This window comes from Clostridium algoriphilum, from assembly GCF_020443705.1.
Lineage (GTDB): Bacteria > Bacillota > Clostridia > Clostridiales > Clostridiaceae > Clostridium_AD > Clostridium_AD algoriphilum.
Map to the genome: position 1 here is coordinate 173,453 of NZ_JAIZZK010000004.1, position 25,536 is coordinate 198,988.

The following is a 25,536-nucleotide window of genomic DNA, read 5'->3' on the forward strand; positions in this document are numbered from 1 at the left end:
CAGATATATGAGAACTATATACTTTTATTTACTTATTATTATTAATCTAATTTGGATAAACTTTAAAAAATTAAAATTTAATAGCATAAAAACGAAAAAGTCTATTAAAGAGGCAGAGGTGTATCTATTTAAGGTAGCTACGAATTGGGCTAATTTCGTACTTAAGACTGCAGGTTTAAATTTAACAGTTGAGGGGAAAGAAAACATACCAAATGAGGCCTGCCTTTTTGTGGGAAATCACCAAAGTGATTTTGATATACCTGTAATACTTGCTAATATGGGCAGACTTACGGGTGCAGTTGCTAAAAAAAGTATGGTGAAGATACCAATAATGAGCTATTGGATGAAGCAAATACATTGCGTATTTATGGATAGGGAAAACCCAAGAGAGGCATTAAAGTCAATGGCTGAAGGTGTTGACAATTTGAAAAATGGGTATTCTATGCTTATTTTTCCTGAAGGGACTAGAAGTAGAAGTAACAATATGGGTGAATTTAAGAAGGGAAGTATGAGGCTAGCGATAAAGGCTGGAGTTCCTATTATTCCTATAACAGTTTATGATACTTATAAAGTAATGGAAGGTAATAATGGGAAAATAAAAAAGGCAAATGCTAAACTTATAATTGATAAACCTATATATCTTGATGGTATGTCTAAGGAAGAAAAAGCGAATATTTCAGATAGAGTAAAGAACATTATCCAAGGTAATTTAGATAGGGAACGTGATAAGAACTAAAAATTATATACGATATGTTATTTATTTTAATGTGCATAAAGAAAGAAGCAGCTAAATAAAATGGTTGCTTCTTTCTTTATGCTATGGGTTTATGAGTAATACTGTAGCTTTTGATCTAGTCATAGCTTCAATACTATATCGTATACCTTGAGTACCCATACCTGAGGATTTTGTTCCTGAGAAAGGAAAATGGTCAGGTCCTCTTTCGGGTTTATTGTTAATTTGAACAGTACCTACCTCTAATTGATTTGCAATATTAAAGGCATGATCAATATTTTTAGTATACACAGAGGATTGGAGGCCATACTCAGAACTGTTCGCAATCTCAACAGCTTCATTAATGCTATTGACTCTAATTACCGGGAGTACTGGCCCAAAGGGTTCTTCCCATGCGAGTCTCATATTAGTAGTAACATTATCAAATAATGTTGGAAAAATTAAATTATTATCTCGTTTATTTCCACATAATAAAGTAGCACCCTGACTTATGGCATCATTAATCAGATCTTGAACATAGTCTGCAGCTTTATTATCTATAAGGGGGGTTATCTCACAACTATCTTCTGGATTTCCCACTTTTAGAAGTTTTATATTTTTTAACAATTCATTTATGAGATCATCTGCAATATCATTTAAGACTAATACTCTTTTAACTGCAGTACATCTTTGGCCGGAATAGCTAAAGGCTCCCGCAACAATATCTTTGGCTGCACTATGTATATCAGCATCGCTTAAGATTATAGCCGCATCTTTACCGCCAAGCTCCATAATCATAGGAACCATACCAGCAATTACAGCTATATGTTTTCCGATTTCAGTGCTTCCAGTAAAGTTTATAAAATTTATATCCTTGTGAGTGACTAAATAATCGCCTATTTCAGAACTTTTACCTGTTATTGTGTTTAGTACTCCCTTCGGAACACCTGCCTCGTGGAAAAGGGCAGCTAGATGGAGCGCACTAATAGCTCCTTGAGTAGAAGGTTTAAAAATTACACTATTTCCACCAATTAAGGCTGGAGCAATTTTTGATGCAGGCAGGTTAATTGGATAATTAAAAGGGGAAATAGCAAGAACTATTCCTACTGGTACTTTGGATACAAAAGATATCTTATTTTTCTTAAAACCAGGGAAATTATCTGCACCTATAGTTTCGCCTTCTAAATGTTTGCCAGCGTCAGCAGTGAATCTAATAAAATCTGCAGTTTTTTTTATCTCAGCTATACATGAATCTTTATCTTTAGCAATTTCCTTTTGCATAATGTGTGACAAGTAATCTATATTCCCATCTAGCAATGTAGCGCATTTATGCAAAATTGATGCACGGGAGCTAATGGGCATATCAGCCCAACTCTTTTGATAAATTTTTGAATTTGCAATAACTGCGTTAACTTCGTCAAAGCTCATAGCTGGAATTGTGCCGACTAAACTATTATCTACTGGAGAGAAAATATCTATTGTATTTTTAGACGTAACCCAATCACCATTATATAAATTTTTGTAAGCATTATCTTGGCTCATACTATCGAACAAGAAAAATCACCTCGCTTTAAGATTGTTTTACCTGTATAGTATTAACCAAAGATAAGTATATTATTGCAGGACTAAAGTGATAATTAATAGTGTCTTTTGGTCATTAAATCCTCTATTATAGATATTTTAGACTGCAGTAATGCATTTTCATTTTCAAGTTTTAATATAGTATTTTCAGCTTCTTTATTTTTGTTACTTGCAATAGTTAAAGTTTTTTGTAGTTTTTTATTTTTGTTTAGTTTTTCGTCTATTGCTGGTTTATATTTTTTGCTTAAAGCAAAATTCTTATTGATTAAAAAGTATGTTTCGTTATAAAATGTAATTAAATATATCTTTATTTCTTTAGTAACACATTTAAAATTGGAAATAAGTAAATCTATTAATTTATTCATAAATAATCACCTCAAGTACATTCTACATAAAGAATACTATGAAAGGCAAGGTAATAATAATGGATAAAAATAATAATGAACGTTATTTAGAAAATATTAAACATAAGATTGAGAAACTTGATATAAAAGGGGAAGAATATGAATTACAATTAGTCCAGCAAATAAAGATCCTCGAACATAACAATGAGACAATTCAAAAATTTAAGTTTACCCATGATATGTTATATGACAAATATATTAGCTTAATAAGTTTGCTTGAGAAACAAGGGATAATTTTTGAGATTAACTTTAATGATTATAAGCCACACGAATGGGAAAATTTATTGGTAGTAAAAACAGGAAGTGGATATGAAATTCGAACTAAAGCTGGTCATAGGTTAAAAATGTTAGATGAAAATTATTCGAAGATTATTGGAGATATAAACAAAAAAGAAGAACATAGCTTAATTGTAATAAGAGTTACAGATAAAACCTCGCTAGTTCAACTTAGATTTAACTAAAGTAGAGAATATAGTATTTCGTAAATAATTACAAATAAAAGAAACTGAATTTGAAATTCAGTTTCTTTTATTTGTTGTAACATTCAATTTTAAAACTATTTAACCTCAGTTCTATCTCTGTCACTATCTCTGTCTCTTCCTAAGAAAGATAAAGCATATAGGCCACATAAACCTACTAGAGCAAAAATAATTCTTGTAAATGCAGTATTTGTACCAAACAAGCTTGATACTAGGTCAAATCGGAAAAATCCAATTAATCCCCAATTTATAGCGCCTATAATAATTAATACAAGTGCAGTAGTATCTAATGCTTTCATTGCAAACATCTCCTTTAATTAATTCTTGTTATTATTGTTTGCAATTTTGTAAAAAATATTACAATATTATAAAATAAATTATTTTATTTCACCATGTTTTTCATAATGAGCTATTTCTAATAAATTGTTGTTATTGTCAACAAATACTACTGTAGGTTTAATATTTTTTGCTTCTTCTTCATTAATTTGGCAAAAAGTCATAATTATTATTTTATCACCAGGTTGAACACATCTTGCAGCAGCTCCATTAATACACATAGTTCCGCTACCAGGATCCCCTGCAATAACATAAGTTTCAAACCTGTTTCCATTATCAATATCTACAATTTGCACTTTTTCATATTCTAGAATATTTGAGTTTTCCATTAGCGTTTTGTCTATAGTTATACTTCCAACATAATTTAATTTAGCATCTGTAACAATAGCTCTGTGTATTTTAGATTTTAACATAGTTAATATCATATTGATCCTCCTATATTTCTCTGTGATAGATAACAATTATTAATTGTTATCCATTCTGTATTTTTATAAGCACATAACAATTATTTTTTGGTATCACTCGTTTATTCTTTAGTAGTATTTTAACTTAAGCTTCCCATATAAAATTATCTATTAATCTCGTTTTGCCGATGAAGACTGCTATGGCAATAAGAATAGGCTTATTTACAAGTTCTACATCATTTAGCGACATTGCATCAACAACCTCTATATAGTCAATTTTAGCCAAAACCTCATTTTGAAGTACATTTCTTATAATTTTTTTTAAAAGTTCAGTAGATTTTTCACCAGATGACAACAATTCTTTACCTTTAGTTAAGCTCCTGTTTAAAACTAAAGCTGCTTGTCTTTCTTTTGATGACAAATAAGCATTGCGTGAGCTTTTTGCAAGTCCATCGTCTTCTCGTACAATAGGGCACCCAATAATTTCTATATCAAAATTCAAATCTCTTACCATTCTTTTTATTATAGCCAATTGTTGAGCATCTTTTTCCCCAAAGTATGCTTTATCGGCTGGAATTATATTAAAGAGTTTTGAAACTACAGTACATACACCGTTGAAATGACCAGGTCTTTTAGCACCACAAAGTCCTGTTGTAAGTCCTTGTACACTAACGCCTGTTACCATATCAGTGTAATACATTTCAGAGGTTTCTGGAGCGAATATTAGATGTGCTCCAGCTTTTTCACATAGAATTGAATCTTTATCTAAATCTCTTGGGTAAGATGATAGATCTTCATTAGGACCGAATTGTATGGGATTTACAAATATACTTACAACAACTTTTTCATTTTCTTTTGATGCACGGTTTATTAGGCTTGCATGGCCTTCATGTAGGGATCCCATAGTAGGAACTAAGGCGATGCTGTAACCTTCTTTTTTCCAAGATTTCATTTGATTTCGAGCTTCCTCAATAGTTTTTACAGTAATCATTTGCTAGAGGCATTTATAAAGTGTTCTTATTTATACTTTATTAATGCCAGCTACACTTCCTTTCTTATGTATATTTAAAATACGTTAATATAGTTTATTTAAAATTTCATCATCAATTTTAAAACAGTGCTCTTTAGCGGGGAAAGTTCCTTCATTAACTTCTTTAACATATAATTTAAAACCGTCTCTCATGAGATCTCCAACATTTGCAAAGTCTTTTACAAACTTAGGTTTAAAGCCATCAAACATATTAAGCATATCTTGATACACCAAAATTTGGCCATCACAGCCACCACCAGCACCAATTCCTATAGTTGGTATACTAATGCTACGTGATATAATATCAGCCAGTTTTGAGGGGATACATTCAAGTACAATAGCAAAAGCACCTGCTGCCTCTATTTTTTTAGCATCTTCAATAAGTTTCTGTGCATCAGTGGTATTTTTACCTTGGACTTTAAAGCCTCCAAACATATTAACAGATTGTGGAGTTAGACCAAGATGACCCATTACAGGGATTTGAGCATTCACTATAGCTTTAATTTGTGGGCAAACGATGGCACCACCCTCGAGTTTTATAGCTTGTGCTCCGGCTTCTTGTATAAATCTGCCTGAATTTTTGACCGCGTCATATAGTGATGCTTGATAGGACATAAAAGGCATATCACCGACTACAAGAGCATTTTTACTTCCACGAACAACAGCTTTAGTGTGATGCAACATATCATCCATAGTTACGCTTAAGGTGTCCTTATATCCAAGGCAAACCATACCTAAGGAATCTCCTACTAGAATTCCATTAACGCCACATTCATCAATAATCCTAGCCATGGAATAGTCATAAGCTGTAAGCATTGTTAATTTTTGAGCCGATTTTTTAGCTGATATAAAGGTTGAAACTGAATTTTTCAATTAATAGTCCCCCTTCATGCTTAAATATTCTTTAAGCTTTGTGTAATCTTTGTCTTTATGTTTCTTTTGGGATAAAGGTAGTAGATTTAGTGATAATTTTTTATATAATTCTACATCAATCTTAGGAATAGCATTCATGTGAAGGTTTACCGTGCCTATATCGTTTCTATCGATTGGACCAGTTAAAGCAGATTTGCATCCATCATGTTTTATATTATCAATATTATTTTGTATTAAAGGTAGTAACGCTTCTAAGGCATCATTTTCACTTAGCCCACATTGACTTAAGTAACTGCATCCAGTATTAATTAAAGATAAAACTAAATTTGATACTGTTACGCTAGCTAAATGGTAAAGTGCCTTATTATCTTTATCAATAACAAAAGATTTATTGCCTAATGAATGAATAAAATCTTTGAGCTGATCAATATGACCTTCTGGTCCTTCTATAGAAAAATAAGCATTTTGTAGGTTTTTGTATGAATTATATTTATCTGAAAATGCAAAAATTGGGTGAATCGAATATGCGAATGCATCTGAATTGTTTATATTTTTAAAAATGCTAGAGGTTAAAGAACCACTAGTATGACATATTATTTTATTAGTTAAGTTAAAATTTAATAATTTCTGCCAAACTTCGTGAATTGAATCATCAGGAGTAGTAATGAAAATCATTGAACTATCCTTTACCAAATCATTGATTGTCTCATAAGCTTTTGAATTAGTGAATTCAGATGCTTCTTTTGCATCTTTATATAATTCACTATAATATCCAGATAAAATTATTCCTTTCATGGAAAAATATTTTCCAAGAGAAAATCCTACCTTTCCTGATCCAATAAAGCCGATAACCATAATATCGCCTCCAATTTAATACAGTATAAAAAACGTCTCAGATAACTGAGAGTTAAATCCTCCTGTATAGCTGTCCCATTCATAAAGATATGAGCAGAAAAAATAAATCAAACCACTTTAGTAGATAAAGCTACTTTAGCAGGTTATTAATAATATGTTAAACAATTAAGTGCAGTTCTTATTAGATACTACCCATAAATATTTTAGCATAAAATTTTTTTAAATACAAATATAAATTAATAAATTAATACATATACTATTGATATATATTAAGAAATGTTTGATAATGTATAGTGTACTTTTATTTATAAAGAAGGGGGGATAAAATATGAATATATTCATACAAATACTTAGCATGATTGTATTTGCAATTATTGCTCTTGCATTATATTATGTTTTAAAAACTTATGTATTGTACAAGATTAAAATTAGTAAGTGGATAGTTCTTGGAATAGCTATAGTATTTTTTATAGTTCCTATGATCGTATGGCCAACAATGCCGACCTTTGTATCTAAATATGTAATACCAGGAATATTTGTTATATTTGCTTTATGGTTTATGGATTTAGCAGGTCTTATGAGAAAGAAGAAGAATGTTTCTAAAACAAATTATACAAGTACTAATTCGAAAAAAGATAAAAAAGATGACATAGTAATTAGGCCTAAAGCTAAGCCTAATAGAGTTAAAAACAATAAAAAATAATAGGAGAGAGTATAGATTTCTATATGAAATCTATACTCTCTTTTTGCTTTAAAACATTTTAATGCCACCTACGTAGGTTTCTAAAACATTTATATCCTTTATATTATGAGGTTTGCAGTGCATAATATCTTCTGACAACACAACAAAGTCAGCTAACTTTCCTAGAGATATACTGCCTTTAATATCTTCTTCAAAGCTCATATAAGAAGGACCTATAGTATAGGCCTTTAACGCCTCAACAACGGTTAAGTTTTCAGTATTGTTAAATCCACAAGTAGGATTACCTAGCAAATCCTTTCTAATAACTGCTGCATATATACCTTGCATAGGGTTAAACAGTTCTATCGGTGCATCAGAGCTAAAGGCAATAGGAATGTTTAAGCTAAGCATATGTTTAAAAGCATAGCTATTGTTTGAACGAGTTTTGCCAACTGCTTTTTCTACAATTGGGTGATCAGACATAACGAATGTTGGTTGAACATTAGCTATTATATTTAATTTCTTGAATTTGTTAAGTATTTCCTCATTTGTGAATGTGCAATGGACTATAGTTAGTCGTAAATCCTTATTGCTTGAGATAGATATAATTTTTTCATAAGAATTTAAAATAGTTTCAATAGCATTATCTCCTATAGCATGAATACTTATTTGAAAGCCAGCATTATGTGCAAGTTTTGTAATATGATTTAAAGATGCCTGATTATAAATTAATACGCCTGTAGTGTCATCATCACAGTATTCTTTTTTCATAGAGGCAGTTCTAGCACCTAAAGAACCATCTTCAAATAGTTTTATAGGACCTATCTTTAACATATTACTTCCAATATTTGAATGTAGTCCTAAACTAATTGCTTTGGACATACTTTTAACACTTGGTAAATTTAATTGAAGTATAAATCTTAGAGGAATAGCTCCATCGTTTTCTAATTCTCTATAGGCACATAATAAATTATCTATTGAGCCACACTCCGTTAAATCTTCAGTTTGAATGGTAGTAATTCCTACTTTCAAAGCATCCATAAAAGCAGACTTTAATAATATTTTTATCTGCTCCTTGGGCATTGTAGGAAGAAAATCAGAAACTATATTTAAAGCATTTTCTCTAAGTATTCCGGTGGGAATCCCATTTTCTTTATCAATAATACCACCATTTGGATTTTGAGATGAGGAATCTATGTTTAGTAATTGTAAAGCTTTAGAATTAAAAACTCCGATATGTCCACATATTCTTGCAAAATATATAGGATGATCTGTACTTATTTTATCGAGATCGTATCTATTAGGAAGTCTTTTATCAGAAAATAAATTATCATTCCAACCTCTAGAAAGTACCCATGCATCATTTGGAATACTACGATTTTTTATGTATTCTTGGCTTGCACGGACCATATCATTGATAGATCCGACATTTAATAAGTTAATATTATTCTTTTGAGCAGCGTAGGTTAAGAAATGCATATGGGCATCATTAAATCCCGGAACAACTGTATTGCCTTTAAAATCAAATACATCATCACAAGGTTTACATAAGCTCAATATTTCTCTAGTAGTACCTACAGCTTTAAAAATACCATGCTCTACATAAAAAGCCTCACAAAGCTTATTATTATTATCTAAAGTTATTATGTTTCCGTTAATAAATGCGGTCATTTTAAACATCTCCTTTAAAGTAGCAAAGACTCATTAGTTGTTAACTGTCTCCAATCAATTACCAAAATTAATTATAAATCAAAAGCCCCCATAAGTGGGGGCTTTTGATTTATTTATTAACTACATCCAGTAGTAGTTCCACACTCTAAACAAACTTTGCAAGTACCGTTTCTAACAAGTCTTGTACTTGAGCAATGAGAGCAGGTTTCAGAGTATAATCTTTCACCTTGAATTTTGCCTGTACTTATGTTTCCACCAGTACTTGTGCTAGTAGGGGAGGTAGCATTCTCAGCTTCTGCAAGACCTGTTGAGATTTCATTTTCATCAGGTATTAGAGGGTTATTTGGTATATCACTGTTATTATAGTTTTCAGGTTTAATTTGACATCTACTATAATCTCCTAATTCTATATCAATAATCTTACTAATTAAATCGGATATAGAAGAGACAGATTTAATGTATGGATGTTTTTGTACAAAACCATAAGGTTCAAATTTTTGTCCTCGAAGCATTTTAGAAATAGCTTCTCCGGGCACATGATGTTGAAGCATTACTGAAATTGCCTTTGAAAGGGAATTTAGTAACCCAGTAATAATAGTACCTTCTCTATCTGTAGTTATATATATTTCAGAAATTTCTCCATTTGAACGTCTATTAACAGTAGTATAAATTTTTACATCTTCTATTTGAGCAGGATGAGTAGTTCCATAACGTATTCCAATTGGCTTCTCTCTTGTAGAATGATTAGATGTTTCTTGTAATGATTTTGCTTTCTTTAAAAGAGCTTCATATGACAAATCCTCAAGTGATACTTCTTTATCTTCAGACAAAGTAGTATTTAAAGGCTGACTAGCTTTTGAACCATCTCTATATAAGGAGATACCTTTTACGCCTAGTTTCCAAGAACTTAATATAACTTCTTTAAAGTCTTCAATAGTTGCATTTTTAGGTAAATTGACAGTCTTTGATATAGAACCTGATATCATTGGAGTTATTGCTGCCATCATAAGAACATGTCCCATAAATGAGATATATCTTTGACCACTACCGCATTTGTTTGCTGTATCAAAGATAGGCAAATGTTCTATCTTTAAATGTGGAGCGCCCTCAATCTTTCCATCAACAATTTTTTCGTATTCAAAGCCGTTTTCATTAACTTTTTCTTTTCTTAGAATATATTCTAGAATATCATTTGTTTCATCCGTAGAATATCCAAGGTTATCCAAGGATTCTTTAATTACAGGATTTACGATAGTCATAAATCCGCCACCAGATAATTTTTTATATATACAATGACTAAAATATGGTTCAACTGATGTTGCACCACAATCCATTGCAAAGGAAATAGTACCAGTGGGAGCTAAAACTGTAACTTGTGCATTTCTAAAACCATATTTTTCACCACTACTTAAAACTTTTGACCAACAGTTTTTAAGGGTTTCACTTATATTACCTAGAGAGTTATTATTTAATATAGCATGGTTAACTTTTATAGGCTGATAATTTAAATTCTCATATTTACTATTTAGTGCTCCAGCAGCTCTAGCATGATTTCTTATAACTAATTGCATATGGTTTTTATTAGTTTCATATTTTTCAAAGGGAGCTAGTTCTTTTGCAAGCATTGATGAAACATAGTAGGACTGAGCAGTCATTATTCCACTTAGTGATGCAGCTATATTTCTAGCATCTTCTGAGTCATAAGGGTAGCCCATTACCATAAATAAAGAAGCTAAATTTGAGATTCCAAGACCTGTGGTTCTAAATAGGTAACTTTTTCTTGCTATATCTTCAGTTGGAAATTGCCCCCAATGTATTGAGGCTTCAAGAACTAATTGAGTAAGCCCTACTAAATGGACATATCCATTAACATCAAATTTCTTGGCTTTAGCATCATAAAATTTATAAATATTTATAGATGCTAAATTACAAGATGTATCATCTAAAAAAGCATATTCTCCACAAGGATTAGTTGAATTTATTCTATTATATTTAGCATTAACTACTCCATCTTCTCCACCAGGACAAGTATGCCATGCATTAAAAGTATCATCAAACTGAGGAGCTGGGTCAGCACATTGCCAAGCAGCATTATTAAAAGTATCCCATAATTCTTTAACACTTATTTCTCTATCAATTGATGAATCACACCTTCCTTTAAGTGTAATAGTCTGGTCAGGATCTTTTGATAAGTTATCTACCTTCATCATGAATTCATCCGAGAATCTTATAGAGTTATTTCCATTTTGGCCAGATACAGTCTCATAAGCTTCTCCTTCGAAACTACCATCATAACCCATTTTAGTAAGAGCACGTACTTTATCTTCTTCTTTAGCTTTCCAAGTCATAAATTCCATTATTTCAGGGTGATTAATATCAAGGCATAACATCTTAGCTGCACGCCTTGTAGTTCCACCAGATTTTATAGCTCCAGCATTTCTGTCAAGTCCTCTTAAAAAACTCATAAGGCCTGATGAAACCCCACCACTAGATAATTTTTCACCGCGAGCCCTTAGGCTAGAGAAGTTAGTTCCAGTACCAGAACCACCTTTAAATAATTTAGTTTCTGTTACATACTGCTCAGAAATTGAATGTTTGCCAAGTAGTTTATCTTCAATTGAAAGAATGAAACAAGCTGATGCTTGAGTTCTTGTATAAGCATCTTCACTTTTAACAATCTTTTTTAATTTTTCATCATAATAAAAATTATCTAAAGATCCACCTTTTATACCATAGGATAAGTTAAGCCCAGTATTAAACCATTGTGGAGAATTTGGTGCAAACATTTGATTTAAAAAAGCATATATTAATTCATCATATATGATGTTTCTTTCTTCTTCAGTTTTAATGATAGTCTCGTCAGTTAAGGCTTCACACCAGAAATTAACAAGCCTATGAGATACCATTTTCATACTATTCTCATAGCCTTCTTTGTTGTTAACACCAGATTTTCTAAAATATTTTGAAGCGATTATATCGCATGAATTCTGAGAGTAATGCTCTGGAAATTCTAAATCCTTCATATCTAAAAGTACTTTATTAGTTTTATGGTCTTTTAATAAAACATTTACTTTTTTCCAATTAAATAAATCAAAAACAGTAATAGTTTTATCTTTTTCTAGTTCAGTTGTAAAAACTCTTTTAATTAAATTTTTTATCTCCGCCATAATTAATACTAGCTTAAAAAAAACTAGTATAGACACCTCCTATTAGTTGCATATTAAATCTAAATCATGTAAAATGTACTTCGGTATGTTTGAAAATACTATACCTAAAAACTTTCTTGATTATTTAGGCTAATATTATGTGTGAAATAAGTATAATACCATATGTAGTAATTACGAAACAATCTCCACTACATATGGTATTATATAATAAAATTTAAAATAAATCAACAATAAATATTAACTTATAATGTGACAAATTATAGTCTCATTTATCAAATATAGTAGTATAATAAACATATATTTACGATACTATTTTTATGATAAACAAATTAATTTGAAAGAGGAGATGATGAAATTATGATACATCAATTCGATGGACAAATACCTAATGTACATAAAAACACCTTTATTGCTAGCAGTGCAGACGTTATAGGAAATGTAACTATAGGTGAGTACAGTAATATTTGGTTTGGAGCTGTACTAAGAGGTGACATGAACACTATGACTATAGGTGAATATACAAATGTTCAAGATAATTCGACTGTTCATAATGATCACGGTTTTGCAGTTAATATCGGAGATTATGTAACTATAGGGCATAATTCCATAATTCATGGTTGTAAAATTTCAAATTATACTCTAATCGGAATGGGGAGCACAATACTAAATGGAGCCGAAATAGGAGAATATACTATAATTGGTGCAGGTAGCTTAGTTACTCAAGGAAAAAAGATACCGACCGGCGTTTTATGCATGGGAGTACCAGCAAGAGTCATTAGAGACCTTACAAAAGAAGAAAAAGAGGGTTTAAAAGAATCAGCACAATATTATGCAAAGTTATCAATGAAGTATATTACAAAATAAAATGTATTTGAATATAGCATAGTAACCTTTTTGTAAAATTTATCTACTTGAAGGTTGCTATATTTTTTTGAAAACTTATTTTAAAAATATAGTTAAAATAGCTTTTATTTATGTTGCTTTTTTAATACAATAGAGTTATATGGATAAGGGTTTGTTAAGAGGTGAGAAAAATGATAAAATTAAATGGAATAGAAAAGATGACAAATGAGCAGAAATACAAATATATGCTTATTCTGTTAGAAGGGCAGCTCAGCTCAGAAGAAAATGATCTGGCAAATTTATCGAATGCAACCGCAATTCTAAAGGCAATTATGGATAAGATAAATTGGTCAGGGTTTTACATACTCAGAGATAATACATTAGTTCTTGGAATGTTCCAGGGACTGCCAGCATGTAACAGAGTAGAAATAGGTAAAGGCGTATGTGGATCCGCAGTAACAGAAAAAAAACTTAAGCGAATAGAAAATGTTCATGAATATTCAGGTCACATTGCTTGTGATAGTGCTACAAATTCAGAAATTGTTATACCTATAATAAAGGATGATGTGGTTTATGGAGTTTTGGATATAGATAGTCCGGATATAGGAAGATTTACGGAGCTTGATGAAAAGTATTTAGTACAATTTGTTGATAAACTTAACAAATATATAGATTGGACGAAAGTTTAAATAAAAGGTAGGAGATAATAAATGATAAACATAGGAGATTTAAATAGTTTAACAGTAGTTAGGCGTGCAGAATTTGGGTATTATTTGGGTGCTGGGACAGACAACACTAGCGATGACATATTATTACCAATGAAAAGTACAGTAGGTAGAGCGCTTAAAATCGACGATGAAGTTGAAGCCTTCATATATAGAGACTCAAGTGATAGATTAATTGCTACTTTAAAAAGACCACTCGCAAAGGTTGGCGACTTAGCTTATCTTAAAGTTGTTGACATGACTCCAATAGGAAGTTTTGTAGAGATTGGTTTAGAAAGAGACATATTAGTTCCTTTCAAGGAGGAAAATTATAGCTTAGAAACTGGTAAAAAATATCTTTTTTATATATACTTAGATAAGACTGGAAGACTCGCAGCTACTACATTTATTGATAAATATTTATACGAGACAGATTCATATAATATTGATGATGAAGTGGAGGGTACAGTATATGGAATCCAGACTAATGGTACCTTGATGATAGCTATTGATGATATTTATAGAGCGGTTATTCTAAAAAATGAGAATTATACTAGTATAACACCTGGAGATAGACTAAGTGTACGAGTAAAAAAATATTATGAAGACGGTAAAATGGACGTAACAGCAAGAAAGCCAAGACTTGAGGAAAGAGATGTAGTTGAAGAACAAATATTAGAATATTTAGCTAAATCTAATGGTTCTATGCCATATAATGATAAAAGTTCACCAGATGATATAAAGAAAATATTCAAAACTAGTAAAAACTCTTTTAAAAGAGCATTAGGTGGACTTATGAAAAGTGATCTAATTACTCAAGATGAAGATGGTACCACTTTAAAACAATAAGACATCTTTAAAATAATAAAATGCCGATGAATTAATTCATCGGCATTTTATTATTTAAATTTTAGATGAGCTACGTTTAAACATTTTTACAACTTCATTAAATAAAAGTGGCATTAAGGATAAGATAGTAACGATACCCCAATCTGCCAAACTCAAAGCATGAACACTGAAAGCATTTGCGAGTGGTGGCACAGTTATTATTAAGTTTTGTAGCACTATTCCTATAATTATAGCTCCAATTAAATATTTGTTTGTAAATAAACCTATTTGAAATATAGATTTCTTATCATTTCTCATATTAAGTGAATGAACAAGTTGAGAAACACTAAGTACTACAAAAGTCATAGTTTGTGCATGTTTTAAAGCATCTTGTGAAATATTTTTAGGGAATAAAGGGAATAAATTTGTTGTTCCACTATAATACTTTGCACCTATTATGAATGCCACTAAAGTTACTACACCAATTAACAATCCGTTAAGAAGCAAACTTACAGTTGCACCCTTAAATAAACTATCTTTCGGGTTACGTGGTTTATATTTCATAACGTCGGGGTCACCAGGATCTACACCTAAAGCTAAAGCTGGTAGTGTATCTGTAATTAAGTTAATCCATAGTATATGGATAGGTCTAAGAGGCGATGCCCATCCTAGAAGTATTGCAAGAAATAAAGCTATAATTTCTCCAACATTACATGAGATAAGGAATACTACAGTTTTCTTAATATTTGTAAATATATTCCTTCCTTCTTTTATAGCAGAAACTATAGTTGAGAAGTTATCGTCTATTAATATCATGTCAGCAGCACCCTTAGCTACATCAGTACCTGTTATACCCATGGCAACACCTATATTTGCCATTTTAAGGGATGGAGCATCATTTACTCCGTCTCCAGTCATAGATACAATGTTGCCTTTGGATTTAAGAGCCTTTATAATTTTAACTTTATGTTCTGGGGACACTCTTGCAAATACGCTTATATTATCAATTTTACTAATTAGTTCAGAATCCGACAATTTATCAAGCTCAGTGCCAGACATAACTGCGGATGAATCTTCAGTAATATTAAGTTCTTTGGCTATGGCAAAAGCTGTGTTTTGGTGGTCACCGGTTATCATAACAGTTTTTATTCCAGAGTTTTTACATAAGGAAATAGAATCTTTAACCTCAAGTCTAGGTGGATCTATCATACCTACAAGTCCAATAAATATCAAATCATTTTCTAAGGAATTGATATCTACATGAGAAGTTGGAAGGATTTTATAAGCTGAACCTAGAACTCTTAATGCGTTGTCTGACATATTGTTAGAGGCAGTTAAAATTTCTTTTTTTATGCTTTCAGTAATATCTACTATGTTACCTTTTATATAGGTTTTAGTGCATAATTTGAGCAGGTTATCAATAGCTCCTTTAGTCATTACATAATACTCATTATCGTATTTATTTACAGTAGTCATTAATTTTCTATCTGATTCAAAGGGGATTTCATCAATTCGTTGATGCTTTTTTTCTAAATCATCTTTGAAAGTTTTGTAATTAACTCCAGTTACCAATAGAGCAATTTCAGTTGGGTCACCTGTTTTTGAGTTTTCAGAATAGGTAGCATCATTACATAAAATGAGACTCTCAAGCAAGAGCTTATGTTCAGTGTTATTTATGTTTAGACTGTCTATATTTTCTGAATAACCACCTGAGTAGAATTTTGTTACTGTCATTTTATTTTGAGTTAGAGTTCCTGTTTTGTCTGAACATATAATATTTACTGAACCTAAAGTCTCAACAGCAGGTAGTTTACGTACAATAGCTTTCTCTTTTATCATCTTTTGAACACCCATAGCAAGCACTATAGTAACTATAGCAGGAAGACCTTCAGGGATAGCAGCTACGGCTAAACTAATAGATGTAAGGAGCATTTCAAAAAGATCCCTTTTTTGAAGAACGCCAACTACAAACATAAGAGCACATATGAGGAGAGCACCTATACCAAGATATTTGCCAAGCTGGGCTAGTTTATTTTGAAGAGGGGTTTGGGCATCTACTTTTTCATCGAGCATTTTAGCAATTTTACCTATTTGTGTATTCATCCCAGTGTGTACAGCTATCCCAACACCTCTACCATATGTTGCGAGTGTAGACATGAAGAGCATATTCTTTTGATCACCCAGTGGAATATCATCTCCAGTTAAGACTAGTGATGCTTCTTTATCTACTGGCACAGACTCACCTGTAAGTGTAGATTCTTCAATTTTTAGATTAGCAGTTTCAAGTAGCCTTAAATCACAAGGCACATATCGTCCTGCGTCAATGATAATAATATCTCCAGGTACAACTTCCTGTGATGGAATTTCTTTTAATTCACTATCTCTTCTAACTACAGCCTTAGGTGTAGATAATTTTTTTAATGCATCTAGAGCTTTTTCAGCTTTTGACTCTTGAATAATGCCTACTGAAGCATTAATAATAATAACAATACCAATTATTATTGCGTCACTTGTTTCACCAAGTAGTGCAGATATCGCTGCCGCTACAATTAAAATGTAGATTAAAATATCGTTTAATTGAGCAAAAAACATAGCTATTAGAGTTTTAGGCTTTTTAGATGCTAATTGGTTAAGTCCGAATTTTTCTCTTTGTAATTCTGCTGCCTTTTGAGAAAGTCCAGTTATTGGATTAGTTTCCAATTCTTCTAAGACCTCATCTATTGTTTTGTTAAAGAACATGAATATATCACCTCGTCTTATAGTATTTGTTATAACAGTGTAATTTATTAAAAATAAAAATAGGTTATATCATATTTTTATGTGGTATTAGAAAATATATTCAACAATGTTTATATAGGTATTAAAGAATAAAATATAATACCTAATATTCCTGAAATCATTATTACTGAAATCGGATGAAGTTTATTAGTTAACAAGAGTATTAAAACTATAATTCCAATAACTATGCTTTTAATGTCTTTATATGATTCTTTACCCAGGGACACAAAAACAGAAATTATAAGTCCAATCATAGCAGGTCTCATACCTGCAAGTGCTGCCTTCATTACAGTGGATTCTTTAAATTTTAGTAAAAAATGGTTGGCTATGGAGACTAGGAAAAAAGAAAATGAAATTACACCTAGGGTTGCAGCAACACTACCGAATACACCAGAAACTTTAAAACCAACAAAAGTAGCAGAATTTATTGCTATTGGTCCTGGAGTCATCTGAGATATACCAATAATATCTATAAACTGTTTGGCGGTAATCCACTTATGATTTTCTACAATTTCTCTTTGAATAACTGGAAGCATAGCATAACCTCCACCAAAACTAAAGGCACCTATTTTTAAGAAGGATAAGAAAATTTTTATAAGAATAGACATTTACTTCGCCTTCTTTCCAAGAAATATTACCCCATATAAAGCAGATAAAAGTATAACTATAACAGGATGTACTTTTAAAAGTAATATACTAGCAATGGTTACTAAAATTATAATAAGATTTACATAACTTTTTTTTAGAGATTTGGATAAGCTTACTACAGCTATGAGTATTAGTACTGGCACTGCAGCAGATATACCTTCAAATATCAAATTCACATAATAATAGTCACGAAACTTTATAAAGAAAACAGCAATGCATAATATTATAAAAAATGATGGCAAAATTACTCCTAAAAGTCCAATCACAGCACCAAGTAAGCCACCAATTCGATAACCAATAAATATGCTGCTATTAACAACTAAGGCTCCAGGAAAGGTCTGAGAAATAACAACTATATCTAAAAAATCTTCTTTTGAAATCCACTTTTTTTTGGTTACAATTTCAGTCTCAATGAGTGGAATCATGGCATATCCTCCACCAAAGGTAAATGATCCTATTTTAAAGAAAGTCCAAAACATATTTAGTAATCTATTTATTCTACTCACCTCTAACAATCAAATTTTTATCTATATTAATAGAAATAAAAATATCTAGTATCATTTGAAAAACAAACCTATGTTTATAATCTATAATATTTACCATTTAATTATACTAATATAAAGAAAAGTGGCAACATATAAGCAAAAATAAATTCATTACGGCAAAATATTTTTAAAATGGGGCTAGAATTTATTTTCGGAGCTATTTTTTTCCATGAAGTTCGATATAATATATATAACAATGTATTTAAGATAAGAAGCACTAATAAATGCAAATGGGGGGTGAAAACACAATGGAAATATCAAGAACTAGAAGAAATTCAACTGTTTCAACGGAAAAAAAACCTGTTTCTAGTAAAATGGATTTTTCTCAAAATTTTGGTTTTGCTAGGCAACATAAATCGGAAGAAAAATTAATGGAGATGATGGATGATATAAAAAAGAAAGGTAATAGGTTTACTATTACAAAATCCTTTTCAGATGTCAAAGCTTATAAAAATTTAATTAAGCAATACTTGGACTCTGTTTTAAAACACATGTACGAGGTGAAAAAGGATATTAGTTTTTGGCAAACGCAATATTTTATAACGGTTGAGACTGTTGACACAAAACTTGAAGAACTTACTAAGCTTTTATTAAATCAAGAAAAAGAAAATCTTAGTATAGCAAATACTATCGACGAGATTTCAGGTCTAATTGTAGATATTTATAAATAAAAAAAATACAAATATTGTGTAAAGTTTGATGCAGTCACCTTACACAATACAATATATGTACTCCTTTAAACTAAAGGAAAGAGTTAAAACTAGCATCTGATGGCATTCTAAGATCTCCTCTTGGGGATACACTTATAGTTCCTACTTTTGGACCATCTGGTAGAGCTGAGCGTTTAAATTGTTGAGTAAAAAATCTTTTTATAAACTTATCTAACCATTTAACTATTTCAGCTTCTGTGTAATCATCTTTAAAAGCCTCTTTCGCTAAAAACAATATTTTTTTAGTAGAAGCTCCTTGTTTCATAAAATAATAAAGGAAGAAGTCATGTAGTACATAAGGTCCTACTATGTCTTCAGTTTTTTGAGTGATTAAACCACTTTTATCTTTAGGCAAAAGCTCCGGACTTACAGGAGTATCAAGAATATCTAAAAGGATTTCTGTTACTTCTTTTGAAGATTCTTTATCCGCTACATATTTAACTAAATATCTTACCAATGTCTTCGGGATTGAGCAATTCACAGAGTACATGGACATATGGTCCCCGTTATATGTGCACCAACCTAAGGCGAGTTCTGATAAATCACCTGTACCTATTAATAGACCACCTTCTTTATTAGCAAGGTCCATAAGAATTTGAGTTCTTTCTCTTGCTTGAACATTCTCATAAGTTACATCATGTTTTTCAACTGGATGACTTATATCTTTAAAATGTTGAAGGCATGCATCAACTATATTAATTTCCCTAAGATCTGTCCCTAAATTCTTACATAAATTCACTGCATTCATATATGTTCTATCAGTAGTTCCAAAACCAGGCATAGTTATAGTAATGATGTTTTTTAATGGTATTTTTAACTTATCAAAGGTTTTAACTATAACAAGGAGTGCTAGTGTCGAATCAAGCCCCCCGGAAATTCCAACAATAGCTTTATTAAGCCCCGTATACGAGAATCTTTTAGCCAGTGCTGATGATTGAATATTAAATATTTCGCCGCAACGTATATCACGTTGAAGTTGATTAGAAGGAACAAAAGGATATTTATCTATTTTCCTATCAAAAGCTCCAAAATCTAAGTCTGAAAATTGAAAATGAATTTCAATAACTTCAAACGGACATATAGAGGTACTATTTCTAAAACTCATATTTTTAAGTCTTTCACTATTTAATTTATTTATATCTATAATAGAATTAATAACTTCGTTTTCTCTTTGAAATCTATCATTCTCTTTTAAGATTAAACCATTTTCACTAATTAAAAGATGACCACTAAAAAGTAAATCTGTAGAAGACTCGAAAACACCAGAGGATGCATATAAATAAGAACACATACATCTTGCACTTTGAGATGAAACTAAAGATTTTCTGTAATCTGCTTTGCTTACTAATTCATTGGATGCTGATAAGTTAGCTATTATGTTTGCTCCTTGAAGAGCTAAATAGCTGCTTGGTGGAACGGTTACCCATAGGTCCTCACATATTTCAAAACCAAATTTAATATCGTTACAAGTAAATAATAAATTTGTTCCAAAAGGAATCTCCTTTGTAAAAGAAAGATTTATAACCTTGTTAATTATCCCAAGACCCTCAGTAAACCATCTTTTTTCATAAAACTCTGAGTAATTCGGAATGTAGCTTTTTGGTACTATTCCTAAAAGTTTACCGTTAAATATTACATACGCACAATTATAAAGACAATCATTACTATATAGAGGGGATCCAACAGCAATTAATATATCTTTGTTTTTAGAAAACTCACATAGGGATTTAATTGCACTTTCAGATTCCTCAATTAGTCTACGTTGCATAAATAAATCAGCACAGGTGTAAGCTGTTATGCAAAGTTCTGGGAAAACTATAAATTTTGATTTTTCGTTTATTGCATGCTCGATACAACTTTGTATATTAGTTAAGTTAAATTCTATATCTGCCACACTAACAACTGGACAAGCAACTGAAACCTTTATAAAAGAAGTTTCCAAACTAATTCACGACCTTTCTCTGGTTTTTCGAATATAGTATATGCATAAATGACTTGAAATAACAAATATTTACTCAAATTATATCATTATTTTAGTTTAATTAGTAGGTGCAACTAATGATTATTTTACCATGTTTAAATAAGGTAAAACACCATGTGGTATTATATTACATATAATACAATAGAATAAATTATTATTAAGTTTAAAAACTACAATATTATATAATAATAACAATGAAATTTTTATTATTAATAAGTTATATAAAATTGTATTATAAAGTTCATAAAAGATATATAATTAAAATAGGATTAATAGTGCAATAATGAAGTAGATTTAATAATATTATTTAATATCCATAAGGAGGATACGATATGAAATGGACGCCAATGATATTTTGGGTAGTTGTAGCATTGGGGGCATTAGCCATTGATATTACAACTAGTAGTTTTATGTTTGTATGGTTTGCTATAGGTGCTATCGCAGCAATAATTGCTATTGGTTTAAATGCTTCGGTAATTGTTCAAGTATTTGCTTTTGTAGCAGTTAGTGCAGTGGTTATGGCCATCGGGTATCCTATTGTTAAGAAAACCATAAAGAATACTGTGAAAAAAACTTTGACTATGGAGGAAGGGTATGTCGGGCGCGAATTTACAATAACAAAAGATATTGATGAAAAAGCAAGCATTAAATTCCAAGGGATTTATTGGACTGTAAAGAATGTGGGAGAACCTTTAAAAAAGGGTGACTCGGTTCAAATTACTGGTATCGAAGGAAATAAATTATTAATAGCTAAAGTATAGTTATATTAAATTCGAGGAGGAATTTGTTATGGGAACAATTATAGGCTTGGTTTTATTACTAATAATAATTATTATGATTTTAACATCTATTAAAATTGTTAATACTGGGTATGTGCTTTTAGTAGAAAGATTTGGTCAGTTTCATAGGATACTAGAACCGGGTTGGCATTTAACAATTGTATTTGCAGATTTTGTTAGAAGAAAGATTTCTACTAAGCAGCAAATATTAGATATTCAACCACAGAATGTTATAACTAAGGATAATGTTAACATATCAATTGATAATGTTATATTCTATAAGGTTATTAACTCAAGGGATGCTGTATACAATATTGAGGATTATAAATCAGGTATAGTATACTCAACTATTACTAATATGAGAAATATTGTGGGAGACATGACTTTAGATGATGTATTATCAGGAAGAGATAGAATAAATTCTAGGCTTCTTGAAATAATCGACGAAATTACGGATGCTTATGGAATAAAAATATTGTCTGTAGAAATTAAAAACATTGTTCCACCAGGTGAAATACAACAAGCTATGGAGAAACAAATGAGAGCAGAGAGAGATAAGAGAGCATTTATCCTCACAGCAGAAGGTGAAAAACAAAGTTTAATTGAAAAAGCAGAAGGACATAAGCAAGCTCAAATATTAAATGCTGAGGCTGAAAAACAAGCAAATATTAGACATGCAGAAGGACTTAAAGAATCTCAACTTCTTGAAGCAGAAGGTAAAGCTCGCGCTATAGAAACTATTGCAATTGCAGAAGCAGAGGCTATAAGAAAAGTAAATACAGCTATCATAGAGTCAGGTACTAATGAAACTGTAATAGCATTAAAACAGATAGAAGCTCTTAAAGAAATGGCGAAAAATCCAGCTAATAAACTTATACTTCCAAATGAAACATTGTCAAGTTTCGGTAGTATAGCAGCAATAGGTGATATGTTAAGAATGAATAAAAATAGTGAGAATATTTCAATGCCAAACAAATCAATCTAAACTGGTACCTATGTCAAGTACATTCTAAAAAAAGGTGCCAACAAAACAAGAGACGATTCCTGTACTGTACAGGGGTTATCTCTTGTTTTGTTTTTTAAGCCTTTTATTCTTGTAATACATAAAAGAAGAAATAGATTTTCGATTTAAATTGAAAATAATTATATGGGATGAAGAACTATTAAAAATCAAGATCTTAATAATTTTAAAAAAAATGAAAAAGTTTACATAAACCTATTGCAGAAAACGCAAAAGAGATGTAAAATAAACTTATTAAAGTGAGTTTAAAAAGATATTTCAGTTTAATCTAAATACTTAAACGAAAGGGAAGATAAATATGATTATTAAAAAAGTTACAGATAATGAGTTCAAAAAATATGGACATGTTTTAAATAATTATAATTGTTCTGAATTAATTGAAAAAATGAAAACGACACCAGTGCCAAGTAATGTAATTTATGAACCATCAATTAAAGAATTAGAAGATTTAAAAATTGCTGAGGATTTAAGAGCAAGAGAATTTGGTGAATTACCAATTCAAATAGGATATTGTAACGGTAATAATTATTTACTAAACGCAGTTGAATATCATCGTTCATCTGAAATAAATGTTGCAGTAACTGATTTTATTTTACTTTTAGGTTGTATCCAAGATATCGATCAGGATTATTCATATGATACTTCAAAAATTGAAGCCTTTTTAATTCCAGCTGGTACTATAGTAGAGATTTATGCAACTACACTTCATTATGCACCTTGTAATGCAAATGAAAATGGATTTAAGTGTGTGGTTGTTTTACCAAAGGATACTAATCTACCACTCGAAAGTAAAATTAATAAATCTGGTGAGGATGCATTACTATTTGCTAGAAACAAATGGTTAATTGGTCATAAAGATACTGATCTAGGCGCTCAGGGAGCATTTATAGGACTAAAAGGAAAAAATATTTCAATAAAATAATAAAATAATAGAAAATAAAATTATTAAAATAAATATTTATAATAAATTGGAGGAATTAAAATGATAAATTTACCACAATTAAAATTAGGAATCGTTGCAGTAAGTAGAGATTGTTTCCCAATGGAGTTATCCGCTAATCGTAGAAAGGCAGTAGTTGAAAATTTCAAAAAATCTAAGGTCGATATATTTGAATGTCTAACTACTGTTGAAAATGAAACACATATGTTAAAAGCATTAAAAGAAGTTAAAGAGGCAGGAGTAAATGCATTAGTAGTATACCTTGGAAATTTTGGTCCTGAAACTTCAGAAACACTACTTGCAAAACAGTTTGGTGGACCAGTGATGTTTGCTTCTGCTTCCGAAGAAAGTGGAGATAACTTAATGAATGATCGTGGAGATGCCTATTGTGGAATGTTAAATGCAAGTTATAATTTAGCACTACGTAATATAAAGGCATTTATACCTGAGTATCCTGTTGGAACAGCTAGCGAAGTTGCAGGTATGATTTCAGAATTTGTGCCAGTTGCGACTTCTATACTAGGACTCGATAATTTAAAAATAATCTCTTTCGGACCTCGTCCACAAGATTTCTTAGCATGTAATGCACCAATTAAACAGTTATATAATTTAGGTGTTGAAATTGAAGAAAATTCAGAACTCGATTTATATGCATCATTCAATACTCATTCTAATGATTCAAGAATTCCAAAGGTAATAGCTAGCATGGAAAAAGAATTAGGTGAAGGAAATAAAATGCCTGGTATTTTATCAAAGCTTGCTCAATATGAAATTACATTACTGGACTGGATGGAAGAACATAAGGGTTCAAGAAAGTATGTTGTTTTTGCAAATAAATGTTGGCCATCATTCCAAACTCAATTTGGATTTGTACCTTGTTATGTAAATAGCAGGTTAACCGCAATGGGAATTCCTGTATCATGTGAAGTTGATATTTATGGTGCATTAAGTGAATATATAGGTACATGTATAAGCCAAGATGTTGTAACATTACTTGATATTAATAATACAGTACCAGCTGATATGTATGAATCAGAAATTAAAGGTAAATTTGATTATACATTAAAAGATACTTTTATGGGATTCCATTGTGGTAACACAGCAGCTTGTAAATTAACAAGTGGTACCATGAAAAACCAAAAGATTATGGCAAGAGCACTTGAACCAAATAAAGAACCAAACATAACAAGGGGAACACTTGAAGGAGATATTATTCCTGGAGATATAACATTCTTCCGTTTACAAAGCAATGCAGAAGCAGAGTTAACAGCATATGTAGCAGAGGGTGAAGTTCTACCAGTTGCAACTCGCTCATTTGGATCTATTGGTATTTTTGCAATCCCAGAAATGGCAAGATTTTATCGTCATGTATTAATTGAAAAGAGATATCCACATCATGGTGCTGTTGCATTTGGACATCATGGAAAAGCAATTTACAATTTATTTAAATATTTAGGTGTTAAAGAATTAGGATTTAATCAACCAAAAGGAATGCTTTATAAATCAGAAAATCCTTTTAAATAATTATCGAATAACAAAAAATATTCTAAATAAACGAATTTTTT

The 25,536-nt window shown here is 30.8% G+C and carries 24 protein-coding genes; 11 read left to right on the forward strand and 13 right to left on the reverse strand.

What is annotated here, in order from left to right:
* Nucleotides 1-7: 7 nt before the first annotated feature.
* Nucleotides 8-736, forward strand: coding sequence for a lysophospholipid acyltransferase family protein (locus LGK95_RS05690; protein ID WP_226123105.1), 729 nt, complete (start codon nt 8-10; stop codon nt 734-736).
* Nucleotides 737-817: 81 nt separating this feature from the next.
* Here LGK95_RS05690 and LGK95_RS05695 read toward each other — a convergent pair whose 3' ends face one another.
* Nucleotides 818-2,254 carry an NADP-dependent glyceraldehyde-3-phosphate dehydrogenase gene (locus tag LGK95_RS05695; protein ID WP_226123107.1) on the reverse strand — a complete coding sequence of 479 codons (1,437 nt, stop codon included), beginning with the start codon at nt 2,252-2,254 and terminating at the stop codon, nt 818-820.
* A gap of 95 nt (nt 2,255-2,349) precedes the next feature.
* On the reverse strand, nt 2,350-2,658 hold the full coding sequence (locus LGK95_RS05700; RefSeq protein WP_226123109.1) for a hypothetical protein: 309 nt from the start codon (nt 2,656-2,658) through the stop codon (nt 2,350-2,352).
* Nucleotides 2,659-2,696: 38 nt separating this feature from the next.
* On the opposite strand from LGK95_RS05700, the gene LGK95_RS05705 reads away from it, so the two are divergent.
* Nucleotides 2,697-3,158, forward strand: a complete 462-nt coding sequence (locus LGK95_RS05705) for a hypothetical protein (RefSeq protein WP_226123111.1) — start codon at nt 2,697-2,699, stop codon at nt 3,156-3,158.
* A 95-nt stretch (nt 3,159-3,253) separates the two neighbouring features.
* On the opposite strand, the gene LGK95_RS05710 is transcribed toward LGK95_RS05705, so the two are convergent.
* The 5 genes from LGK95_RS05710 to LGK95_RS05730 all read right to left on the reverse strand — a co-directional run bounded on the left by LGK95_RS05710 (nt 3,254) and on the right by LGK95_RS05730 (nt 6,674).
* Nucleotides 3,254-3,475: a DUF378 domain-containing protein gene (locus LGK95_RS05710; protein WP_226123114.1), complete on the reverse strand. Its 222-nt coding sequence runs from the start codon at nt 3,473-3,475 to the stop codon at nt 3,254-3,256.
* Between the two features lie 78 nt (nt 3,476-3,553).
* Nucleotides 3,554-3,937 carry an aspartate 1-decarboxylase gene (gene panD / locus LGK95_RS05715; protein ID WP_226123115.1) on the reverse strand — a complete coding sequence of 128 codons (384 nt, stop codon included), beginning with the start codon at nt 3,935-3,937 and terminating at the stop codon, nt 3,554-3,556.
* 124 nt (nt 3,938-4,061) lie between these two features.
* Nucleotides 4,062-4,907: a pantoate--beta-alanine ligase gene (gene panC / locus LGK95_RS05720; RefSeq protein ID WP_226123117.1), complete on the reverse strand. Its 846-nt coding sequence runs from the start codon at nt 4,905-4,907 to the stop codon at nt 4,062-4,064.
* 84 nt (nt 4,908-4,991) lie between these two features.
* Nucleotides 4,992-5,819 carry a 3-methyl-2-oxobutanoate hydroxymethyltransferase gene (panB, locus tag LGK95_RS05725; RefSeq protein WP_226123120.1) on the reverse strand — a complete coding sequence of 276 codons (828 nt, stop codon included), beginning with the start codon at nt 5,817-5,819 and terminating at the stop codon, nt 4,992-4,994.
* Nucleotides 5,820-6,674 (reverse strand): Rossmann-like and DUF2520 domain-containing protein, encoded by an 855-nt coding sequence (locus LGK95_RS05730; protein WP_226123123.1) that lies wholly within the window; start codon nt 6,672-6,674, stop codon nt 5,820-5,822.
* A gap of 328 nt (nt 6,675-7,002) precedes the next feature.
* On the opposite strand from LGK95_RS05730, the gene LGK95_RS05735 reads away from it, so the two are divergent.
* Nucleotides 7,003-7,377 (forward strand): hypothetical protein, encoded by a 375-nt coding sequence (locus LGK95_RS05735; RefSeq protein WP_226123125.1) that lies wholly within the window; start codon nt 7,003-7,005, stop codon nt 7,375-7,377.
* A 48-nt stretch (nt 7,378-7,425) separates the two neighbouring features.
* Here LGK95_RS05735 and LGK95_RS05740 read toward each other — a convergent pair whose 3' ends face one another.
* On the reverse strand, nt 7,426-9,027 hold the full coding sequence (locus LGK95_RS05740) for an amidohydrolase (protein WP_226123131.1): 1,602 nt from the start codon (nt 9,025-9,027) through the stop codon (nt 7,426-7,428).
* A gap of 116 nt (nt 9,028-9,143) precedes the next feature.
* Nucleotides 9,144-12,194: a vitamin B12-dependent ribonucleotide reductase gene (locus tag LGK95_RS05745; protein ID WP_226123138.1), complete on the reverse strand. Its 3,051-nt coding sequence runs from the start codon at nt 12,192-12,194 to the stop codon at nt 9,144-9,146.
* Between the two features lie 357 nt (nt 12,195-12,551).
* Between LGK95_RS05745 and LGK95_RS05750 the strand changes: the two genes are divergently transcribed.
* The 3 genes from LGK95_RS05750 to LGK95_RS05760 all read left to right on the forward strand — a co-directional run bounded on the left by LGK95_RS05750 (nt 12,552) and on the right by LGK95_RS05760 (nt 14,590).
* Entirely contained in the window at nt 12,552-13,058 is a 507-nt protein-coding gene (locus tag LGK95_RS05750) for a gamma carbonic anhydrase family protein (protein ID WP_226123139.1), read from the forward strand.
* A 170-nt stretch (nt 13,059-13,228) separates the two neighbouring features.
* Nucleotides 13,229-13,726, forward strand: a complete 498-nt coding sequence (locus LGK95_RS05755) for a GAF domain-containing protein (protein WP_319001902.1) — start codon at nt 13,229-13,231, stop codon at nt 13,724-13,726.
* 21 nt (nt 13,727-13,747) lie between these two features.
* Nucleotides 13,748-14,590, forward strand: coding sequence for a CvfB family protein (locus LGK95_RS05760; protein WP_226123140.1), 843 nt, complete (start codon nt 13,748-13,750; stop codon nt 14,588-14,590).
* Between the two features lie 54 nt (nt 14,591-14,644).
* On the opposite strand, the gene LGK95_RS05765 is transcribed toward LGK95_RS05760, so the two are convergent.
* From LGK95_RS05765 to LGK95_RS05775, 3 genes are all read right to left on the reverse strand, one after another.
* The gene (locus tag LGK95_RS05765) at nt 14,645-17,308 is read right to left on the reverse strand and encodes a cation-translocating P-type ATPase (protein ID WP_264174483.1); all 2,664 of its coding nucleotides are present in this window, start codon (nt 17,306-17,308) and stop codon (nt 14,645-14,647) included.
* A 110-nt stretch (nt 17,309-17,418) separates the two neighbouring features.
* Entirely contained in the window at nt 17,419-17,955 is a 537-nt protein-coding gene (locus tag LGK95_RS05770) for a chromate transporter (RefSeq protein WP_226123143.1), read from the reverse strand.
* Nucleotides 17,956-18,474, reverse strand: a complete 519-nt coding sequence (locus LGK95_RS05775; protein WP_264174484.1) for a chromate transporter — start codon at nt 18,472-18,474, stop codon at nt 17,956-17,958.
* 314 nt (nt 18,475-18,788) lie between these two features.
* Here LGK95_RS05775 and LGK95_RS05780 point away from each other — a divergent pair, with 314 nt between their 5' ends.
* The gene (locus LGK95_RS05780) at nt 18,789-19,211 is read left to right on the forward strand and encodes a YaaR family protein (protein WP_226123149.1); all 423 of its coding nucleotides are present in this window, start codon (nt 18,789-18,791) and stop codon (nt 19,209-19,211) included.
* 70 nt (nt 19,212-19,281) lie between these two features.
* On the opposite strand, the gene LGK95_RS05785 is transcribed toward LGK95_RS05780, so the two are convergent.
* A complete protein-coding gene (locus tag LGK95_RS05785) occupies nt 19,282-21,192 on the reverse strand; it encodes an NAD(+) synthase (RefSeq protein WP_226123162.1) in 1,911 nt (636 codons plus the stop codon).
* A gap of 371 nt (nt 21,193-21,563) precedes the next feature.
* Here LGK95_RS05785 and LGK95_RS05790 point away from each other — a divergent pair, with 371 nt between their 5' ends.
* The 4 genes from LGK95_RS05790 to LGK95_RS05805 all read left to right on the forward strand — a co-directional run bounded on the left by LGK95_RS05790 (nt 21,564) and on the right by LGK95_RS05805 (nt 25,495).
* On the forward strand, nt 21,564-21,992 hold the full coding sequence (locus tag LGK95_RS05790; protein ID WP_226123163.1) for an NfeD family protein: 429 nt from the start codon (nt 21,564-21,566) through the stop codon (nt 21,990-21,992).
* 28 nt (nt 21,993-22,020) lie between these two features.
* Nucleotides 22,021-22,995 carry an SPFH domain-containing protein gene (locus LGK95_RS05795; RefSeq protein WP_226123164.1) on the forward strand — a complete coding sequence of 325 codons (975 nt, stop codon included), beginning with the start codon at nt 22,021-22,023 and terminating at the stop codon, nt 22,993-22,995.
* Nucleotides 22,996-23,329: 334 nt separating this feature from the next.
* On the forward strand, nt 23,330-23,953 hold the full coding sequence (locus tag LGK95_RS05800; RefSeq protein WP_226123168.1) for a DUF4867 family protein: 624 nt from the start codon (nt 23,330-23,332) through the stop codon (nt 23,951-23,953).
* 60 nt (nt 23,954-24,013) lie between these two features.
* The gene (locus LGK95_RS05805) at nt 24,014-25,495 is read left to right on the forward strand and encodes an L-fucose/L-arabinose isomerase family protein (protein ID WP_226123170.1); all 1,482 of its coding nucleotides are present in this window, start codon (nt 24,014-24,016) and stop codon (nt 25,493-25,495) included.
* Nucleotides 25,496-25,536: the final 41 nt, after the last annotated feature.

Coding starts and splice junctions, on each gene's coding strand:
- LGK95_RS05695 (WP_226123107.1), bottom strand. CDS start 2,254: ATGAGCCAAGATAATGCTTACAAAAATTTATATAATGGTGATTGGGTT.
- LGK95_RS05805 (WP_226123170.1), top strand. CDS start 24,014: ATGATAAATTTACCACAATTAAAATTAGGAATCGTTGCAGTAAGTAGA.
- LGK95_RS05735 (WP_226123125.1), top strand. CDS start 7,003: ATGAATATATTCATACAAATACTTAGCATGATTGTATTTGCAATTATT.
- LGK95_RS05710 (WP_226123114.1), bottom strand. CDS start 3,475: ATGAAAGCATTAGATACTACTGCACTTGTATTAATTATTATAGGCGCT.
- LGK95_RS05800 (WP_226123168.1), top strand. CDS start 23,330: ATGATTATTAAAAAAGTTACAGATAATGAGTTCAAAAAATATGGACAT.
- LGK95_RS05740 (WP_226123131.1), bottom strand. CDS start 9,027: ATGACCGCATTTATTAACGGAAACATAATAACTTTAGATAATAATAAT.
- LGK95_RS05730 (WP_226123123.1), bottom strand. CDS start 6,674: ATGGTTATCGGCTTTATTGGATCAGGAAAGGTAGGATTTTCTCTTGGA.
- LGK95_RS05755 (WP_319001902.1), top strand. CDS start 13,229: ATGATAAAATTAAATGGAATAGAAAAGATGACAAATGAGCAGAAATAC.
- panD (WP_226123115.1), bottom strand. CDS start 3,937: ATGATATTAACTATGTTAAAATCTAAAATACACAGAGCTATTGTTACA.
- LGK95_RS05770 (WP_226123143.1), bottom strand. CDS start 17,955: ATGTCTATTCTTATAAAAATTTTCTTATCCTTCTTAAAAATAGGTGCC.
- LGK95_RS05690 (WP_226123105.1), top strand. CDS start 8: ATGAGAACTATATACTTTTATTTACTTATTATTATTAATCTAATTTGG.
- LGK95_RS05775 (WP_264174484.1), bottom strand. CDS start 18,474: ATGTTTTGGACTTTCTTTAAAATAGGATCATTTACCTTTGGTGGAGGA.
- panC (WP_226123117.1), bottom strand. CDS start 4,907: ATGATTACTGTAAAAACTATTGAGGAAGCTCGAAATCAAATGAAATCT.
- LGK95_RS05700 (WP_226123109.1), bottom strand. CDS start 2,658: ATGAATAAATTAATAGATTTACTTATTTCCAATTTTAAATGTGTTACT.
- LGK95_RS05750 (WP_226123139.1), top strand. CDS start 12,552: ATGATACATCAATTCGATGGACAAATACCTAATGTACATAAAAACACC.
- LGK95_RS05765 (WP_264174483.1), bottom strand. CDS start 17,308: ATGTTCTTTAACAAAACAATAGATGAGGTCTTAGAAGAATTGGAAACT.
- LGK95_RS05790 (WP_226123163.1), top strand. CDS start 21,564: ATGAAATGGACGCCAATGATATTTTGGGTAGTTGTAGCATTGGGGGCA.
- LGK95_RS05795 (WP_226123164.1), top strand. CDS start 22,021: ATGGGAACAATTATAGGCTTGGTTTTATTACTAATAATAATTATTATG.
- LGK95_RS05760 (WP_226123140.1), top strand. CDS start 13,748: ATGATAAACATAGGAGATTTAAATAGTTTAACAGTAGTTAGGCGTGCA.
- LGK95_RS05745 (WP_226123138.1), bottom strand. CDS start 12,194: ATGGCGGAGATAAAAAATTTAATTAAAAGAGTTTTTACAACTGAACTA.
- LGK95_RS05705 (WP_226123111.1), top strand. CDS start 2,697: ATGAAAGGCAAGGTAATAATAATGGATAAAAATAATAATGAACGTTAT.
- LGK95_RS05780 (WP_226123149.1), top strand. CDS start 18,789: ATGGAAATATCAAGAACTAGAAGAAATTCAACTGTTTCAACGGAAAAA.